The following is a 16,571-nucleotide window of genomic DNA, read 5'->3' as shown; positions in this document are numbered from 1 at the left end:
GCAGATCTCGGATTCCTTGCGAACACCGCGGCGATCCAGTCCGCTCCCGAAGTCTCCATGCCCAACACGTTCGCGACGCTCAGCACCCGAACCCAGACCACCTGACTGAGCTGATGGAGCGTCAGAGCGGTGACGGCGTAGGGCGCACGCGCCACGGCGCACGTTCAGGAGCCAAGCGCCGGAACAGCATCGGTAACACTCCGCGACCGCTCCACGGAAAGTGAGCCTGAACCCTCGTTTGGCTCCGGCTTTCGGTCTGATCCGGCCCCGGTCTACTGGTCGACGGTAAAGATCGCTGCTTGGCCGTTGGCCGCGGCTGTCCGGTAGAAGTCTTTGAGACCGGGCAGGAAAGCCAGGGTGTAGGTGATGTCGTTCTCGTCGCCGGTGCCCTGGTAGTCGTCGAACGTCAGTGTGGCGAACCGCTCTCGCAGCCAGGGTTCATCGAGGCCTGCGAGGGCGGCGGCGATTTCGCGGACCTGATCCGGATCGACGTAGGACACGATGTAGTCGTCTCCGTCATGCAGCAGCCGCCCGCCGAGGATGGCGTGGGAGAGCGGGTAGTCGCCGTTGCCGAAGGCAAGGTCACCGTCGGTGAGGCAGCGGTGCAGCGCGTCCCAGGACTTGTCCAGGTCGACGTGCTGTTCCCTGTCCCAGGTTCCCTCCTCGATCTCCTCGATCAGGTCCATCACCTCGCCGTCGTTCCCGGCTGCCAGCAGGCGCTGTGCGTCTTTGGCGTCCAGTGCGAAGATCACCGCGCGGCCTGCCATTGGGGTCTCCCGTTCTGCGAATATCCGGTCGGGGCGATCCAAGCACATGGATCCGACGGTGCCGGCTATCGAGCGGTGTTCTGCTGCCGGGCTTTGGTCTGGGCGAGGCGGTAGGACTCGGTGCCGGTCTCGATGATGGTGCCGTTGAACGTGAGCCGGTCGACGATGGCCGCGCAGAGGAGGGGCGATGGCCACGCTGTTCTTCTCCTCGCGCTCGGTCAGGACCTGGAAGAGCATCTCGGCGCCGCGGCGGTCGAGTTCGAGGTAGCCGAGTTCGTCGTACCCGTCGCACCTGCTACTCCCCGCGCTCGAACAGCCCTCGCGCACCCCGAGGTGAATCCACCCCACTGGCAGAGGGGATCCCGGCGTGCGGAAGGCCCTGCGCGGATGTCCGTGCGAGGCCTTCCGACTCACCAACGTTCGCGCCCAACGATTCGAGCGCTCGGTCACCGTCGCTGTCACTCGAAACTACGGATGTCGAACGCGACGAGCGGGAAACCCCGGCGCGAGAGGACGTCGACGACGGTGTTGCCTTGGCGGGTTCGGCTCGTCCGACCCCGTCCGGCGGAGCCGACCGTGTCCGGGCCCGCGCCGACCGATGCGCGGCTCGAGCTGCGAATCGGTCCGGTGGCGTCGGGATCGTGGGATCGGGTCAGGCGCGCACGCGGGGTGTCGGGGTGGCCCCGGCTCGGGTGATGGGGTCGAGGGACATGTGTGCGTCCAGGAGGGTTTCGAGTTCGGGGTCGGGCCAGGGGCGGGTGTCGGCCAGGTGGGGCGCCGGTGGCCGGTGGCGATGTCCTCGTTCAGGTCGGCGACGGTGACGTCGGTCCCGATGTCTCGGGTGCCGGCGGGCGAGGCTCCGGTCCAGGCCCAGCGGATCGCCGCGGCCAGGCTGTACCGCTCCGCGGCGTCGGTGAGTTCGAAGTGGGTCTCGGGCGGGGTGTCGAGGATCAGTCGGGCAGTCTCGGGGGCGGTGGGCTGGTGCATGCCGCCGCGGTAGGGCACGGTCGGCGCCAAGTCGGCGTGTTGGGCGAGGTCGTGGTCGATGAACGCGATGGTCTTCTCGTCGTCGGCGATGAGGATGTTCGTGGGTTGGATGTCGCCGTGGTGCCGGCCGGCGGCGTGGAGGGCGTCGAACGCGCGGCGGGTGATGGCGCACAGGCGCGGTCAGGCACCACATCCACAGGGTGGTTCCGGCACGCCACGGGAGCGCGGTCCACACTCCGTCGCCGACGCGTCCGCGGGCGCCGGTCGCCGGGTGGAGGGCCCTGGGCGTGGAGGAGGTCGACGGCGCGGGCCTCGTGCAGGAGGTTGCCGACGGGGACGGGGTCGGTGGCGGCTTTGATCTTCCAGTCGCCGACGCGCCAGGCGAGGGTGTGGTGTTCGGTCAGCGGCTGGGGGGGTGTCGGTGAGGTCGAGGGTTGCGATCGCGGCGGCGAGCAGCGGGTTCATGTCCCCATCCTGGCGTGCGGGGGCGGGGTGTCGGTGTCGTTTCGCCCGGCGCGGCCGTGGATCAGCAGGTCGGCGATCGCCTGTGCGATCGGCTGGTCGGCGAGGGCCTGGACGAACCCGAACTCGCCGTTCGGATTGGTCTCCAGGTACGACCAGCCCGCGGCGTTGACGACGAAGTCGAGTGCGGCGTAGACGAGTTCCAGGTCGCGTACGTGCGCCACACAGGCGCGGGCGATGGCGGCGGGCACGGTCAGCGGCGTGTAGTGGCAGCTTCCGTCGCGGACGGTGCGCCAGTCGAGGGCACGGTCGTCGGTGGTGATCCGGGCGCCGAACACGGCGTCGTCGACCACGGTCACCTGGGCGTCGAAGACACGGTCCTCGATCAGGGCCTGGAGGTAGTGGACGGTGCCGGCGACGCGGTCCAGGTCGTCGCCCGAGCCCACGCGGGTCGTCGGCACGAGGGGGATGTCTCGCTGGGTCAGCGCCTTGACCACGGTGCGGTCGTGGTGGTCGCGGATGAACGCGCGGGCGCCGGCGGGGGCGCTGGTGAACAGGGTGTCGGGCACGGCGAGACCCCTGTGGTGGGCGGACGCGAGCTGCGCGGGTTTGAGCGCGGCCGCGGCGACGGCGAGCGGGTCGTTGCACCACACCTTCAGGGGACCCGCCTTCGGGAGCCCGAGGAGCGCGGTGGTGTTGTCGTGGGCGCGCCACCGGTCGACGCAGGCGTCGAGTGTGTCGGGCCGGGTGGGCTTGCGCCAGTACACCGCGCACGCGCGGTCCAGGGGCGCCACGCGGTCGCCGTGGCGCACGGCGCCGTGCCAACGGCCGGCGTGGAACCGCCCGTCGATTTCGATGGCGTCGCGCATGCGGCCCGGGTCCGGGCGCACGATGGTGGCGCGGCCGCCGAGTCGGTCCACCACCAGGTCGGCGGTGAGATCGTGCTCGGCGGCCACGATCACGACCGAGGGCCGGTCGTCAGTCATCCGTCTTGATGCCCTTCGGCTCCTGGGCGCCGGCGTAGTCGGCCACCAGCGACGGGTCGACGGCGTGGATCAGCAAAACCCCGTCCGCGGTCACGTTCACGGCGAGGTCGGGGTCGAAGTGGTGCTCCGGGAGCGGCCGTACCGCGTCGGCGGGGGCGGTGAGCGCACGGTCGAGGATCAACGGTCGCGTCATGTAAAGGTTCTTCTTCGTCCGTTCGTGTGGGCGTCGGGCCCGCCGCGTCGGTGTCGTGGTGGCCCCGAACCCCACGGTCCACCCGCGCGCGGCGGACCGGGGAGGTCAAACCGACGGACCGTTCACGGACATCGCGCGGACATTCCTTCGCGCTGCAACGAAGGCGGTGACGGCCGGTCGGGTGTGGTCCTACCGTGGAGGTCGGGTTCGTCGCAGCCGCAGGGGAGCGCCCATGGGCAGCACCACCGCGACCACACGAGGCACCGAACGGGTCGCGAACACAAGCCTGCGCCGCGAGGCCGGTGCGCGCGGGTGGTCCTCGGCCCGGGAGTTCGCCGCAGGTTTGGACGCGGAGGCACAGCGCCTGGAGTTGGGTGTCGTGTTCGACGAGCGCACCGTGCGGCGCTGGCTGTCGGGGCATAGTCGGTGGCCCCAATGTGCGCACCGCCTGGCGCTGGAACGGATCTTCGGACTCCCCTGCGTCGTCCTCGGGTTCGTCTCGCCCATGGGCGCCGACACGACGGTGATCGCGGGGCCCGCGAGGGTCTTCGGCGGGCGGGACGGCGCGGATATCGTGGCGGTGTCGCCGGCGGCGGGAGGCTCGGACGTGGAACGGCGGGAGTTCCTTGTCTCGACGGGCGCGGTGCTGGGTCTGCTGTCCCTGTCGGACACGTCCGCCGCGTCGGCGGTGCCGCTCGCGCACACCGGGACGATCAGGGTCGGCGCGGGCGATGTCGCCCGCGTCCGCGCCATGACCACGGCGCTGGGCGACGCGGCGGCCGAACTCGGCGGCGGCGTCGCGCGCACCGCGGCCGTCCGGTACCTGACCGACGAGGCGTCACCGCTGCTGGACGGAACCTACACCGACACCACCGGCCGCGAACTCCACTCCGCCGTCGGGGAACTCGCGCACCTGATCGCCTGGATGGCCCAGGACGAGGGCGCCCCCGGCCTCGCGCAACGGTACTTCGCGCAGGCCCACCGGCTCGGCGACCTCGGCGCGGATCGCGAACTCGCCTCGACCGCGCTGCGCGGCATGGCGGTACAGGCGATCGACGCCGGCCGGCGCGCCACCGCCACCCGATGCCTGCTCTCCTCGCAGACCCACATCGAACGCGCCCTCGCCCACACCTCGGGAACGTCCTGGGCGAGCCACTACAGCATCGGCCGGTGGGCCCACGAGAGCGGAATGGTCCTCGCCCGTCTCGGCGAACTCGACGAAGCGCGGGCCCATCTGCGGCACGCCCTCGACGTCCACGGCCTCGACCGCAGGCGCAGCCGCGTGATCGTCCTGGCCGACCTCGGCGAGATCCACCTGCGCGCCGACGGCATCCCCGGCGCCGACGAACTCGAACACCGCGCCCACCTCGCCTGGGCATCGGACGTCTAGCCCGCTCCGCGCCCCCCCGCGCCCCGCTGGGGGACGGCGTGAATGGAGGGGCGGCCGGGGTGAGGTTCGTGTGGGTTCGGGGCTGTTCCGTGTCGTTTGGTTCGGGCGAATCGGCCGCGTTCAGGGGCGGGTTGCCGGCAGGGTGGGGTGGGGTGTCCCTCGTGGGGTCCTCACATTCGTCTCGTGGCGTGGTGTGCGGGCTGTGCCCCGCGACACGGGCACCGAACGGCCCCGACCACGCGTACGCGGTCGGGGCCGCGAACGTTGCCCGCGTGGGGGTCGCCGTCGCGGCGGCCGTGCGTTGCGTCGAGGGTGGACGAGCCGGCACACGAACCGGATGCCGGTGACGATGACGTGGTGGTTGAGGCGGGTTCGGGGAAGCGGTCGTCGCCTCGACGGGGTCGGTGGGTGTCGCGGGGCGGTCGGTGTCACGGGCGGGTCACCGTCGGCGCAAGCGGGCTCCGCGGTGGGGGTGGTGGTCGGACGATGGGGGGATGACGGCCAAGACGTGGGCGTGGGTGGGCGGTGTGGTGGCGGGTGCGGCGCTGGTGGGATTGGCGGTGTACCTCGTGGTGGTCGGGTTGGACGAGGCGGACAAGTGGGCGAGCGTGCTCGGGTTGTTCGTGGCGTTGGTCGGGTTGGTGGTGTCGGTGGTCGGGGTATGGCGCGAACGCACCGCGTCGGGTGGGCAGTCGGTGACCGACGGCGTGATCGCCGGCGGCGTCGCGCAGGTGTCCGACACCGGCGGCAACGTGCGGATCACCCGCCGCGGCACCGGACCGGTCGTCCCGCCCTCGGCCACGCCGGGTGCACCGCCATCCGCGGGTGATACCGCGCCGGCGGACGGGCAGCGGGTGCACGGCGGCACGGTCTCCGGCCCGGTCGACCAGGTACAAGGCACCGACGGGGACGTCGACATCGAGGAGGTCCCGTGACCGGCCCGGGGCGCCGGTTCGGCTGGTGGCCTCGCCGTGCCACCCCGCCTGTTCCCGAGCCCGGGGGGCGTGCGGCCGTGGCGGGCACCCCGACGTGGACCGCGGGGAAGCGGCCGGGGCAGTGGGTGGCCGGATCGGTGGTCTACGGGCCGGTGAACATGGTGTCCGGCGTCACCGGGGACGTGCACATCACCACACACACGAGCGCGGAGCGGGCGCTGTACCGGATCGACGCCTTCCCCGCCGAGCGCGCGGCGCCGACGGTTGAGCAGGCACGCGCACAACCCGCCCGATTGCTGCAGGCGCGGTACGCCCTCGTCGACTTCACCGGTCGACACGGAGAATTGGCACGGCTTGCCGCGTGGCGCGACGGCCCCGCTCCGGTGGTGTCGGTGCTGCTGGTGCACGGCCCGGGCGGACAGGGCAAGACGCGGCTCGCCGCGCGTTTCGCCGTCGACACCCGTACGTGCGGCGGGGGTTGGGAGGTGTTGCAGGCCCGACATGCCTCCGACCCCGCGCCTGCGGACGTCTCTGGGGGCGCCTCGTCGGGGGCCGACCCCGGGGGGGGCGGGGGCGGCGCCGGGGGCGGGGACCGATTCGGGCCCGGGCCCGAAGCGGTCGGCGAAAGGGAGTCGGCGGCGGGGGTGTTGCTGGTGGTCGACTACGCGGAGCGGTGGCCGGTGGCCGACCTGCTCGCGTTGCTCGCCCACGCGGCCGTGCAGGGGTGTCCGGTGCGGGTGCTGCTGGTGGCGCGTCCGGCCGGACTGTGGTGGCAGACCCTGGCGCATCGCCTGGATCGCCTCGACGTGGACACCGGTGTCCTGCCGCTGCCCGCGCTCACCGACGATCCGGGCACCGGCCCCGACGTCCTGTTCACCGCCGCCCGGGACCGCTTCGCCGCCGCTCTGGACGTCCCCGATCCGCACAGGATCGCCGCACCCGCCTCGTTGGACGATCCTCGGCGGTTCGGGCAGGTGCTGGCCGTGCACATGGCCGCGGTGGCGGCCGTCGACGCCCACCGCACCGGCACCGCGGCGGACTTGGACGCGCCGGGGCGGATCTCGGGCTACCTCCTGGACCGCGAACGCGACCACTGGCGGGCGTTGCACGAGAACCGGCGGGTGAGCGTCCCCGCCGAGACCCTCGCCCGCACCACCTACACCGCGGCCCTGACCGGTGTGGTCTCCCACGACGTCGGGCGCGCCGCGCTCGTCGCGATCGGCGCCTGCACCGGTGACACCACTGACCGAGCCCTGACCGACCACGCCGTCCCGTATCCACCCGCCGACCCGCACGCGGGCACCGTCCTGGAACCGCTGTACCCGGACCGTCTCGCCGAGGACTTCATCGCCCTGTCCACCCCCGGCCACCATCTGCCCCACGCCACCCCCGACCCGTGGAGCACCACCGCACCCGCACGCCTCCTCCACGACGTGCCCGACGGGCACACCGGCACCACCACGAACACCACTGATTGGGTTGCCGGTCGGGCCCGATCCGCCCTCACCGTGCTGATCGCGGCCGCCGCCCGCTGGCCCCACCTCGTCCCCACCCAACTCGTGCCCCTGCTCACCAGCCGTCCCACCCTCGCCCTCCACGCCGGCGGCGCCGCCCTCGCCGCACTCGCCGCCTTCGACACTCTGCCCGTGGACGTCCTGGAGGCGATCGACGCCCACCTGCCCGAGGGCCGGCACACCGACCTCGACCCCGGCATCGCCGCTCTCACCGCACGCCTGACCCCCCACCGCCTCACCACCACCGACCCCGCCCACCACGCCCACCTCCATTCCACCCTCGCCAACCGCTACGCGAACGCCGGACTCCACCGACAAGCCCTCACCGCCGACCGACACGCACACGACATCCTGCGCCGCCTGGCCGAGGCCGATCCCGCCGCATACGAACCGGACCTCGCCACCGCGTTGAACAACCTGTCGATCCGACTCGGGAACGTGGGCCGGCGCGACGAGGGCCTGGCCGCGAACGAGGAAGCCGTCACCATCCGACGCCGCCTGGCCGCAGCCAACCCCGCCGCCCACGAACCCGACCTCGCCACCTCGCTGAACAACCTGTCGGTCGATTACGGTGCGGTGGGTCGGCGGGCCGAGGGTCTGGCCGCGATCGAGGAAGCCGTCACCATCCGACGCCGTCTGGCCGCGGCCAACCCCGCCGCGTACGAACCGAACCTCGCCGACTCGCTGAACAACCTGTCGGGCCGACTCGGGGAGGCGGGGCGCCGGGCCGAGGGCCTGGCCGCGATCGAGGAAGCTCTTGGGGTCTATCGTCGCCTGGCCGCGGCGAACCCCGCCGCCCACGAGCCGGACCTCGCCACCGCGTTGAACAACCTGTCGATCCGACTCGGGAACGTGGGCCGGCGGGACGAGGGTCTGGCCGCGATCGAGGAAGCCGTCGGCATCCGGCGACGCCTGGCCGCGGTCAACCGCGCCGCGTACGAACCGAACCTCGCCGACTCGCTGAACAACCTGGCAGTCGATTACGGGAACGTGGGCCGGTGGGACGAGGGTCTGGCCGCGATCGAGGAAGCCGTCGAGATCTACCGCCGCCTGGCCGCGGCCAACCCCGCCGCGTACGAACCCGACCTCGCCGGCTCGTTGAACAACCTGTCGATCCAGCTCGGTGCGGTGGGCCGGCGGGACGAGGGCCTGGCCGCGATCGAGGAAGCCGTCACCATCCGACGCCGCCTGGCCACAGCCAACCCCGCCGCCCACGAACCCGACCTCGCCGACTCGCTGAACAACCTGGCGATCGATTACGGGGACGTGGGTCGACAGGACGAGGGCCTCGCCGCGATCGAGAAAGCCGCCCGGATCCTCCGTCGCCTGGCCTCAAAGACACCCGAGGTGTTCGCCGAGCGCCTGCGGACCGCACAGGCGACTCGAGCGGACCTGCTCGACGGGCTCGGTCGTTCCGAGGAAGCCCGGGACATCCGCCGACGGCTCGGCAACGAACCCCCAGCGACTGACAACGTCCGCCTCCGGTAGAGATGCGGCGGTGCCGACCGCCCCTGCAGCGGGCGCAGCGCGGCGTTGGACGCGTTGGTGGAGGGTGAGGCGTTGCATCCGCCGCATTGGCGGCCGAGTACTTGGCCGGCCTCGGCGACGGGGCGCCGGACAGTGCGGGCCCGGACGTCGTGCACCGCGGGACGGGGATCGGGCGGTGGGCGCGCAGCAGCGGTCCGGGTGGGACGGGTTGAACGCGGCGCAGCGCGAGCAGCTGCTCGTGCCGGGCTGACCCCGCCGCCCGGGATGGCCGACACCGCCGGCTCGGCCGAGGCCGGGGCGGCGCCGGCCGTGCCGGACGGGCCTCGGCCCAAGCGCACCCGCGAGCAGGCGTGGACGATCGCGGCGGGTGCGGCGGCGTACCGGGCCCGGGTGGGGCACCTGGGAGCGAGACGCTCCGAGCCGCGTTGGAAGCATTGGCGTCAACCGCCGAGGAGTGGCTGTCCACGCAGGTCACGGCGGACTGGGCGGATCGATACGGGCGTCCGATCCGCTACGACCGCCTGCCCAAGGGCGAGGAGGCCCTGGCCCGACGGGTCGAGCAGATCGGTGAGGACGGCATGACGACCCTTCGCGCGATTCACGCGGACGACGCTCTGTCCGGACTGCGTCGCCTCGAGGCCTTGCAGGTGTTGCGTCGGGTCTGGGTTCAGCAGTACTGGTACGACCACGACGGCCGACTGCGGTGGCGTGGGCCGAAGGACACCAAGGACCGGCAGAGTCGGCGCGACATGTCCCGCAGGAACACCGGGAAACCGGGGGTCGACGGGCGGCCCGACCCGGCGACCGCGCGAGTGCCCTGGTCGGGGATGGAGATCGTCACCCCGCACGACCCCAAGGCGCGGTTCCCACGCCAACAGGGCAAGGCGGCGTGAGTCGGCTACCGGGTCCACCAGACCGAGACCTGCGACACGGGCGGCCCGAACGTGATCGTGCACGTGCTCACCACACCGGCCCCCGAACAGGACGTCGACGCGGTGGAACGCATCCATGCCGGGCTCGCGGCCCGGCGCTTCCTGCCCGCGGAACACCTGGTCGACAGCGGCTATGTCACCCCGGCGACCATTCATCGCGCCGCCATCGAACATGGTGTCGCCCTGGTCGGACCCGTCCGCGCAGATCCGGGCGCGGCCGCGCATCCCGGCTTCGCCAAGGAGGACTTCGCGATCGACCGGGAACGGCAGACCCACACCTGCCCACGCGGCAACGTCAGCCCACCGTGGAAACCCACCCGCGGCGGCCGGCAACCGCGCATCTCCGTACTCTCCCCACGCACCACCTGCCGCGCCTGCGAGGACCGTTTCAAATGCACCGGCAACACCGGCGGTCGAGGCCGGCAGATCCTGCTCATGCCTCGACCGCTCCAGGAGATCCAGAACCGGGTCCGCCGCGAACAGGAGACCGACGACTGGAAGCGTCGCACGGCGATGCGCGTCGGCTGCGAGGCCACCGTCTCCGAGACCGTGCGCGCCCACGGCCTGCGCAACTGCCGCTACCGCGGTCGGGCGAAGACCCACGTGCAACACGTCCTCGTCGCCGCCGGAACCAATGTTGCCCGTCTCAGCGAATGCATACCGCCCGGCACGGTCCCAGCCCGAACTCCCAAGCCTTTCAGCCGATTTCGAAGATCCTCATCACCCTTGACGTGGAGGCGTTCGGCCGTGAGCTGCCCCATGACGCGGGGGCCTGACCGGCGGAGAACTCGTTCATGACGACCTCGGTGGCCGCCAGGAGTTGCCCGGTGACGTCGACCCGGCCGGTGGTCGTGGCGGTGACGTCGCAGGTCCGCCGTGGTCGCATCGAGGTTGCGGGCGTGGGCCGAGCCGGCGGTCGGCTCGGACGCCTGGACCCCGGCCGACCACAGCTCGTGGTTCACTCAGGCGTTGTCGGCGACCGGTCCGTTCACGTCGGCGTCGCCGGCCGTGACGTCCCCGCGCCCGCGCCCCCGGGGTTCTCGACGTGCACGCCGGCGTCGGTGAAGCCGAAGCGACCCCCGGCGGTGGTGCCCTGGATCCGTGGCGTGTGTATCGCGGTGTCGGCGGTGAGGGTCTCGAACTCGGAATCGCGCACGTGGACGGTGGCGGCGTCCGCGCTGGGGCGCCGGCGGTAACTGCCCGGGGCCACGGTCTGGGTGGGCTCCTCGCGCCCGTCCGGGAGGACGAGCGGGGAGTCGAGGTCGTCGGGTCCGTCCCACGACAGAACCACGTCGGCGCCGGTGTCCACCAGGGTCTTCTCCGGTCGCAGGTACGTCGGGACCCGCGCGGCTCGCTTCCGCACCGGCAGGGTGGCGTAGCGGACGGCCTTCCGCATGCGGTTCACGCCGTCGGCGGCCTGGGCGAACTCGCGCGCCTGCCACAGGAGCAGGCCCTCTCCGACGGCGACGGAGTGTGTCGTCCGGAAGACGCGCTCGGTCGGCTCCCACACGAACGTCGGCCTCTCCCCCGCGTCGGACGAGCCCGGCGTGATCGTCGGCCGGTGAGCGCCGGGCACGGGCTCGGTGTGTTCATTCCAGGGGCGTCACCGCACGGTCGAACCACGCGGGCGCCGTACGCGTCGGGCCGCCGAGCCGTCTGGGGTGCGCGGGGTTCGCCTTCGGGTGGTCCCATGTCCCGTCCGAGTCCTCGACCTCCCTGGCGTCGCCTCGCGAGGATCACCATCGATTCGGCACGAGCCCCCGCCCGTTCCCATCATTGATCCGGTCGACCTTCTGCGATTTTCGGTCGCCGCCGATGGTGGACCGCTCGGACAGGCACCGGTCGGGGTGGGATGGGGTCGGCATGCCGATCGAAGCCCGTGCGCTACGTGCGGAACCGGCGGGACGGGACGGGCCCGACGGACGGCGGGCCGCGAGCGGCTCCTCGGGTCCGCTGCGTACCGGCCGACGCCGAGTAAAGCGTGCCCCCGGTTGGGGGGCGCGTGCCCGGACCCCGTTGTGACCCTTCGAGACAGGAGCAGGAAACCGACATGCCCGTGTACCTCGCCGCCACCTTGGACCTCGACGACGCCGACGTCGAGGTCTACGGCGCGTTCAACAGGTCCATCCGGGACCATGTCGCCGCCCCCCACGGCGACCGGGTCGACACGTCCGCCAACTCCGACGGGAGCGGCGTGGTCACGATGTACCGGCTGCGGCGGGCCCACGCCCGCGACCAGGCCGACAGCGTGTTCCGGGTCCGCCTCGTCGGGAGCGCCTCGTACGACGCCGAATCGAGGTTCTCCGTCGACTTCTACATCCAGGACACCGATGTATACGGGTGGGGCTTCACCCTGACCGGGCAGACCGCCTTCCACCATCTGTCGAACCTGCCCGACGGAGTGCGGGCGATGGCCGTCGACGAAGGCTTCACCCTCCACGACACGGGGATCCGTGAAAGCTATCGTTCCGACGGTCTGACCCGGGGCTGGTTGAACTGGGGCACTTTGCGCGACACGCTCGCGCGGCTCCAGACCGGGCCGGACCTGCGGGCCAACCAGCAGCCCGCGTTGAGCTTCCTGGTCGAGATGGTCTGCGAGGCCACACGGTTCCGCAGGATCGCGGCAATCCTGGGGCGGGGAAGGTGGGGAGTCACCGGGGGCACCATCACCCGGGACCAACGGGACCGGATCACCCAGTTGGAGACCAGCTGGGACTCGATCACGGGCCTGTTCACCGACTACCTCACCGCCCCGGGACGACCCGTGCAGGAGACCACCCTGTCCCGTGCCTACGGCAGCCTCCCCGCGGTCGCGGCGGCGCTGACGATCCTGCACGTGCGGCCCGGCCGCGGGGGCGCCGGCTCCACCTCCACCTCCGCGACCGGGGCCGCGCAGGCGAGGGCGTACGCGAGCGTGGCGTCCCCGCGGCTTCGTCTCTACCCGGTGCTGGACGCCGCCGGGAACCAACCCGACGCGAACAAGGCGTGGTTGTTCCGCCCGGGCACCTGCCTGACCTACGACCTCGTCCACAACACCGTCACCACGGGCGATCCCCGCCCCATCGCGTCGGTGTGGCCCGGCCTGAAGGACACCGACTTTCCCTCGCGCATCGACGCCGTCGTGTCCGTCCCCGGCAGCACCACCGACGTGTGGCTGTTCAGCGGACACCAGTACGTGCGCTACAACACCTCCACCCACCGCACCGGCGGCGTCCGCGAGATCGCCGACGGCTGGCCCGCCCTGGGCAACACCTCGTTCGTCGACTACGTCGACGCCGTCGTCCAGGACCCCGGCGACCGCACCGGCGGCCTGTTCTTCTTCCGCGACTCCGAGGTCCTCTACTACCACCTCGCGACCAACACCATCGACGGCCCCTGGCCCATCGGCCAACACCTGTACCACCTCGCGGACACCCCCTTCGCCCTCGGCGTCAGCGCCGCGCTGAACATCCCCGGCAGCACCGAGGATCTGTGGCTCTTCCAGGGCGAGGACTACCTCCGCTACAACATCCAGAGCCACACCGTCTTCGCCGGCCCCCGGCGCATCCACGCCGGCTGGGCCACCCTGCGGTACAAGACGTTCGTCGACGGCGTAAGCGCCCTCCTGCCCCGCCCCAACCCCGGCGCCGGACCGTGGACGCAGGTGTGGATGTTCCACGACGAGGTCTGCCTCCGGTTCGACGTCGACGACAACATCGTCGTCCAGCACGCCGACACGGCCGCCGCGATGTTCCTCGGCCTGGACGTCCACGGATTCGCCGACCGCGTCGACGCCACCCTCACCGTCCCCAAGAGGGACAACACGCCCCACCAGGCGTGGTTTTTCCACGGCGACCACTACCTGCGCTACGACCTCGACAACCACAACGTCGACGTCGCGCCCACCCCCATCGCCGACGCCTGGACGGCAACGAAGGGCACCGCCTTCGCCGGCGGAATCGACACCGCCCTCGACGTGCCCGGCACCGGCGACACGTGGTTCTTCGCCGGCGACCAGTACATCCGCTTCGGCGAATGGGGAGAGGTACGGGTTCCCCCCACCCCCATCGCCGACGGATGGAAGGGCCTGCGCGACACCCCGTTCAGCCGCCGCATCGACGCCGCGTACCACGCCCTCCACATCGCCAACGAGGTCTGGATGTTCCACGCCGACCTCTGCCTCCGCTACAACCTCACCCAGGACAGGATCGACATCGGGCCCAAACCCATCATCGACACCTGGAACCTCGGCTTCCCCGCCCCCTGATCGGTCGACGGCGACGCCGTGGACGCCGGCGAGGTGGGAACGAATGTCGCGCACGCTCGTCCCGCGACCACCAGGCCGGGCGATCCGCCGAACAGTTCCGCCCGGCATACCGGCGCGGGGTACCGAGGCTCCTGTGGCGAGTCCCCGTCACCGCCGGCATCGTCGAGGTCGGCCGACCCCCCCGGGGGTAACGTCCCCGGGGGTCGGCGCGCGGCCCGCTCGTCGCGCCGGCGGCCGTCGGTCACGGCGGGTGGTAGGAGTTCGCGACCATCCCGACGCAGACCGTCATCGCGATCAGACCGGCGGTCCGCGCGAGCACCGCGCCGTAACGCGCGGCCCCGCCGTCCTCGTCGTCGTGCACCCCGTCCTGTCGGTGATGGGCGGCATCGTGTCGCCTGCACGAGGGTCGGGCACATCCGATCGGGGACTGAACAAGGCGGTTGACCGTGCGGACGGGCTCATACGTGACCTGGGGGACCCGGAGCGCCGTGACGCGGCCGCGGACGCGCTGGTCGCCCTGGGCGGCGACGTGGTGCCGGCGCTCCTGCGAGAGCTCAATCGCGTCGGAGCGGGGGTGGGAAGGCGGCGTGCGGGATGTGCAATCGGTGTGCGTGTTGTGCACACGGCGTCGACGCTGGGTGATTCGCCGGCTACGGTGGGGGCGGACATCGTCTGCGCGCCGCGCGCCCAAGGGGGTCGTGATGGTCGAGCTCCGTCCGCCGTGGGATACGCCGCGGGTGCGGGTCCTGGCCGCGCGTGGTGATGTCGGGGGCCTGGTGCGTCCGGGGCGATTGGCGCGGAACTGGCGGCAGCGCGACCTGGGTTCGATCCTCGGCTACTCCGCCTCGACCGTCTCGCGCCTGGAGTCGGGCGCGCGTTCGGGTCGGGACGTGGCTGTGCTGCGCAGGCCGGCCGCCGCGGTGGACATGCCCGTCGAGGTGCTGGGTTCGAGTATGCCTGTGTCGTCGTCCCGGGCGAGGCGGCGGTGTGTGGTGAGCGGATCGTCGTGTCCGTGAGCAACTTCGGCTCGCTTGCCATGGTGGCGGCGGAGAACCCCGGCGCGTATCTGGGGACGGACGACGCGCGCGCGAGGAAGGCGCGCTGGACGTCGGGGACCTCTCCACCGTGGAACGCGCCCTGAGCGACATCGGGTATGTGGTGGTGTCGGAAAAACTGTTTCACACCCGCCACGACGGACCCGCGCCGTTGCGGACGGACGAGCGGTGGCCGGCCACCTGGTGGGATCGCTACTTCGGTCATCCATGGACCCGAAAGTTCCGGGCCGTGGTACGGCGACACCGCAGGCCGACCCACCCCCTCCGGGAGGGGCTCGCCGAACACCGCCCACCGAAACCGCAGGGCCGAGCGTCGGATCCATCGGGCTGTCGGCCTCCCTGGGTCTCGGAGTCCGTCGGGCTGCGGTGTTCGCCGGGCGCCCACCGTCTTCTCGCGCCAGCGGCCCCGACACACGCGCCGACATCGCCGAGGGCAGGGCCGCCCGGGGACGAGGACTCGGTCGGTGGTCTCCCAGGATTTCAGGACCGCCGCGAGGCTCGCCGCGGTGGAGGAGGCGCGGGTCGACTCGTCGGCGGGCGCGATGACACCAGCTTGGGCCAGGTCGGCCGACACCCCGCACGCCGAGAGGTAACCGTGGGCCACCGCGACGGCCACCCCCAGGTTCGAGTGCCCCAGCCGGCGCATGGGGCCCGGACTGTGCGCGAGCGCCGCGACCCTGGCGTAGGGGCCGTGGTAGACGTCCCGTCCGGCGATCACCGCCCGATGCCGCTCCACTGCCGCGACCGGCAGGGCGTGGTCGTCCGGGCAGGATCGTCGCGCCCGGCGCGGCGGGCTGACCTCGAGGATGCACGCCGGATCGACGCTCACGCTCACCTACGCGACTCCTCTGACGCGCGAACTGATCGGCTGACCGCTTGTCGGCTTAGAAGCCCCGCCAGATGTTGTCGAACGCAGCCTGCTCGATGCCGCGGCGCTGGCGCACCGCCTCCAGCTCCACGGTCGCGTCGTCGACCGCGGCGAGTACGGTCACCACCGCGGGGTCGGCTGACTGCCCGTTTCCGGGGGCCTCCTGGCGGATCCCGGCGGCAGCACCGAGGGTGGCGACGACGGGCTCGTCCGCCGCCCAGCGCGCGGCGGCCGCGCTGCGTTCCGGGGAGTCGGCCAGTTCCGGCGCCCCGCCATGCCCGAAGGGCATCCGTTTCCCCTTCGAAGCCAGCAGCCCTTCGTCGATGACGGCCGCCGCGTACGTGGCGGCCAGGTCCCGTCCGCGGCGCCACAGCCATTCCTCGACCGATTCGTACGGCGCCTCGCGTACCAGTGCCTCGGCGGCCTGGTCGAGGAGCGGGTCGGACAAGATGCTCTTCGGCCTGGGCCTGATGCGGTCCACGTCCAGCTCGATCGCCTCGGCGGCCAGGAGGTCGATCAGCTCGGCCCCTGCCAGCGCGAGCGACAACCCGCCACGCTCGACAGGGCGGCTGGGCCGCACGTCCAATGCCGTGATCATCAGGTCCCTGGCGGTCGACATGGCGCACTCCCCATCCGGGCTCGGGGCCCGAGGCGGACCCCGCACTGTCCTGCCACGAGCCTAGGGTCCCGCCTGCCCTGCCACACCTCGGCGCGTGGCGCCCGGCCTGGAGACGGAGGTGGAGGTGGA

The 16,571-nt window shown here is 72.1% G+C and carries 12 protein-coding genes and 1 pseudogene; 7 read left to right on the top strand and 6 right to left on the bottom strand.

Going from position 1 to position 16,571, the window contains the following annotated elements:
- Window positions 1–272: 272 nt before the first annotated feature.
- The 4 genes and pseudogenes from ACFRCG_RS03375 to ACFRCG_RS03360 form a co-directional block, all read right to left on the bottom strand.
- On the bottom strand, window positions 273–767 hold the full coding sequence (locus tag ACFRCG_RS03375) for a YfbM family protein (protein WP_380028267.1): 495 nt from the start codon (window positions 765–767) through the stop codon (window positions 273–275).
- A 65-nt stretch (window positions 768–832) separates the two neighbouring features.
- Window positions 833–1,046: pseudogene (locus ACFRCG_RS03370) on the bottom strand (ATP-binding protein); the annotation flags it as partial.
- Between the two features lie 1,169 nt (window positions 1,047–2,215).
- On the bottom strand, window positions 2,216–3,202 hold the full coding sequence (locus ACFRCG_RS03365; RefSeq protein ID WP_380028265.1) for a hypothetical protein: 987 nt from the start codon (window positions 3,200–3,202) through the stop codon (window positions 2,216–2,218).
- Window positions 3,195–3,395 carry a hypothetical protein gene (locus ACFRCG_RS03360; protein ID WP_380028262.1) on the bottom strand — a complete coding sequence of 67 codons (201 nt, stop codon included), beginning with the start codon at window positions 3,393–3,395 and terminating at the stop codon, window positions 3,195–3,197. Before ACFRCG_RS03360 ends, ACFRCG_RS03365 begins: the two co-directional genes overlap by 8 nt.
- A 232-nt stretch (window positions 3,396–3,627) precedes the next feature.
- Here ACFRCG_RS03360 and ACFRCG_RS03355 point away from each other — a divergent pair, with 232 nt between their 5' ends.
- The 5 genes from ACFRCG_RS03355 to ACFRCG_RS03335 all read left to right on the top strand — a co-directional run bounded on the left by ACFRCG_RS03355 (window position 3,628) and on the right by ACFRCG_RS03335 (window position 10,452).
- Window positions 3,628–4,785: a hypothetical protein gene (locus ACFRCG_RS03355; protein WP_380028260.1), complete on the top strand. Its 1,158-nt coding sequence runs from the start codon at window positions 3,628–3,630 to the stop codon at window positions 4,783–4,785.
- Window positions 4,786–5,279: 494 nt separating this feature from the next.
- Window positions 5,280–5,720, top strand: coding sequence for a hypothetical protein (locus ACFRCG_RS03350; RefSeq protein ID WP_380028258.1), 441 nt, complete (start codon window positions 5,280–5,282; stop codon window positions 5,718–5,720).
- 77 nt (window positions 5,721–5,797) lie between these two features.
- Complete coding sequence (locus ACFRCG_RS03345; RefSeq protein WP_380028256.1) at window positions 5,798–8,722, top strand: tetratricopeptide repeat protein; 2,925 nt, start codon at window positions 5,798–5,800, stop codon at window positions 8,720–8,722.
- A gap of 425 nt (window positions 8,723–9,147) precedes the next feature.
- Window positions 9,148–9,615: a hypothetical protein gene (locus tag ACFRCG_RS03340; protein WP_380028254.1), complete on the top strand. Its 468-nt coding sequence runs from the start codon at window positions 9,148–9,150 to the stop codon at window positions 9,613–9,615.
- A gap of 51 nt (window positions 9,616–9,666) precedes the next feature.
- A complete protein-coding gene (locus ACFRCG_RS03335) occupies window positions 9,667–10,452 on the top strand; it encodes a transposase (RefSeq protein WP_380028252.1) in 786 nt (261 codons plus the stop codon).
- Between the two features lie 190 nt (window positions 10,453–10,642).
- Here the strand turns inward: ACFRCG_RS03335 and ACFRCG_RS03330 are convergent, their stop codons facing one another.
- Entirely contained in the window at window positions 10,643–11,230 is a 588-nt protein-coding gene (locus tag ACFRCG_RS03330; protein WP_380028250.1) for a hypothetical protein, read from the bottom strand.
- Window positions 11,231–11,704: 474 nt separating this feature from the next.
- On the opposite strand from ACFRCG_RS03330, the gene ACFRCG_RS03325 reads away from it, so the two are divergent.
- Entirely contained in the window at window positions 11,705–13,900 is a 2,196-nt protein-coding gene (locus tag ACFRCG_RS03325; RefSeq protein ID WP_380028247.1) for a hemopexin repeat-containing protein, read from the top strand.
- A gap of 701 nt (window positions 13,901–14,601) precedes the next feature.
- Complete coding sequence (locus ACFRCG_RS03320; protein ID WP_380028245.1) at window positions 14,602–14,916, top strand: helix-turn-helix domain-containing protein; 315 nt, start codon at window positions 14,602–14,604, stop codon at window positions 14,914–14,916.
- A 923-nt stretch (window positions 14,917–15,839) separates the two neighbouring features.
- On the opposite strand, the gene ACFRCG_RS03315 is transcribed toward ACFRCG_RS03320, so the two are convergent.
- On the bottom strand, window positions 15,840–16,442 hold the full coding sequence (locus tag ACFRCG_RS03315) for a GPP34 family phosphoprotein (RefSeq protein ID WP_380028243.1): 603 nt from the start codon (window positions 16,440–16,442) through the stop codon (window positions 15,840–15,842).
- Between the last annotated feature and the right edge of the window lie 129 nt (window positions 16,443–16,571).

Source organism: Embleya sp. NPDC056575, assembly GCF_042793325.1.
Classification (GTDB): Bacteria; Actinomycetota; Actinomycetes; order Streptomycetales; family Streptomycetaceae; genus Embleya.
The sequence above is the reverse complement of the archived record's forward strand: the minus strand, read 5'-3'. Positions and strand labels throughout refer to the sequence as shown.

What these genes read in the sequence shown, in the direction of transcription:
- ACFRCG_RS03375 (WP_380028267.1), bottom strand. Translation starts at nt 767, where the DNA reads ATGGCAGGCCGCGCGGTGATCTTCGCACTGGACGCCAAAGACGCACAG.
- ACFRCG_RS03325 (WP_380028247.1), top strand. Translation starts at nt 11,705, where the DNA reads ATGCCCGTGTACCTCGCCGCCACCTTGGACCTCGACGACGCCGACGTC.
- ACFRCG_RS03350 (WP_380028258.1), top strand. Translation starts at nt 5,280, where the DNA reads ATGACGGCCAAGACGTGGGCGTGGGTGGGCGGTGTGGTGGCGGGTGCG.
- ACFRCG_RS03320 (WP_380028245.1), top strand. Translation starts at nt 14,602, where the DNA reads ATGGTCGAGCTCCGTCCGCCGTGGGATACGCCGCGGGTGCGGGTCCTG.
- ACFRCG_RS03315 (WP_380028243.1), bottom strand. Translation starts at nt 16,442, where the DNA reads ATGTCGACCGCCAGGGACCTGATGATCACGGCATTGGACGTGCGGCCC.
- ACFRCG_RS03355 (WP_380028260.1), top strand. Translation starts at nt 3,628, where the DNA reads ATGGGCAGCACCACCGCGACCACACGAGGCACCGAACGGGTCGCGAAC.
- ACFRCG_RS03360 (WP_380028262.1), bottom strand. Translation starts at nt 3,395, where the DNA reads ATGACGCGACCGTTGATCCTCGACCGTGCGCTCACCGCCCCCGCCGAC.
- ACFRCG_RS03365 (WP_380028265.1), bottom strand. Translation starts at nt 3,202, where the DNA reads ATGACTGACGACCGGCCCTCGGTCGTGATCGTGGCCGCCGAGCACGAT.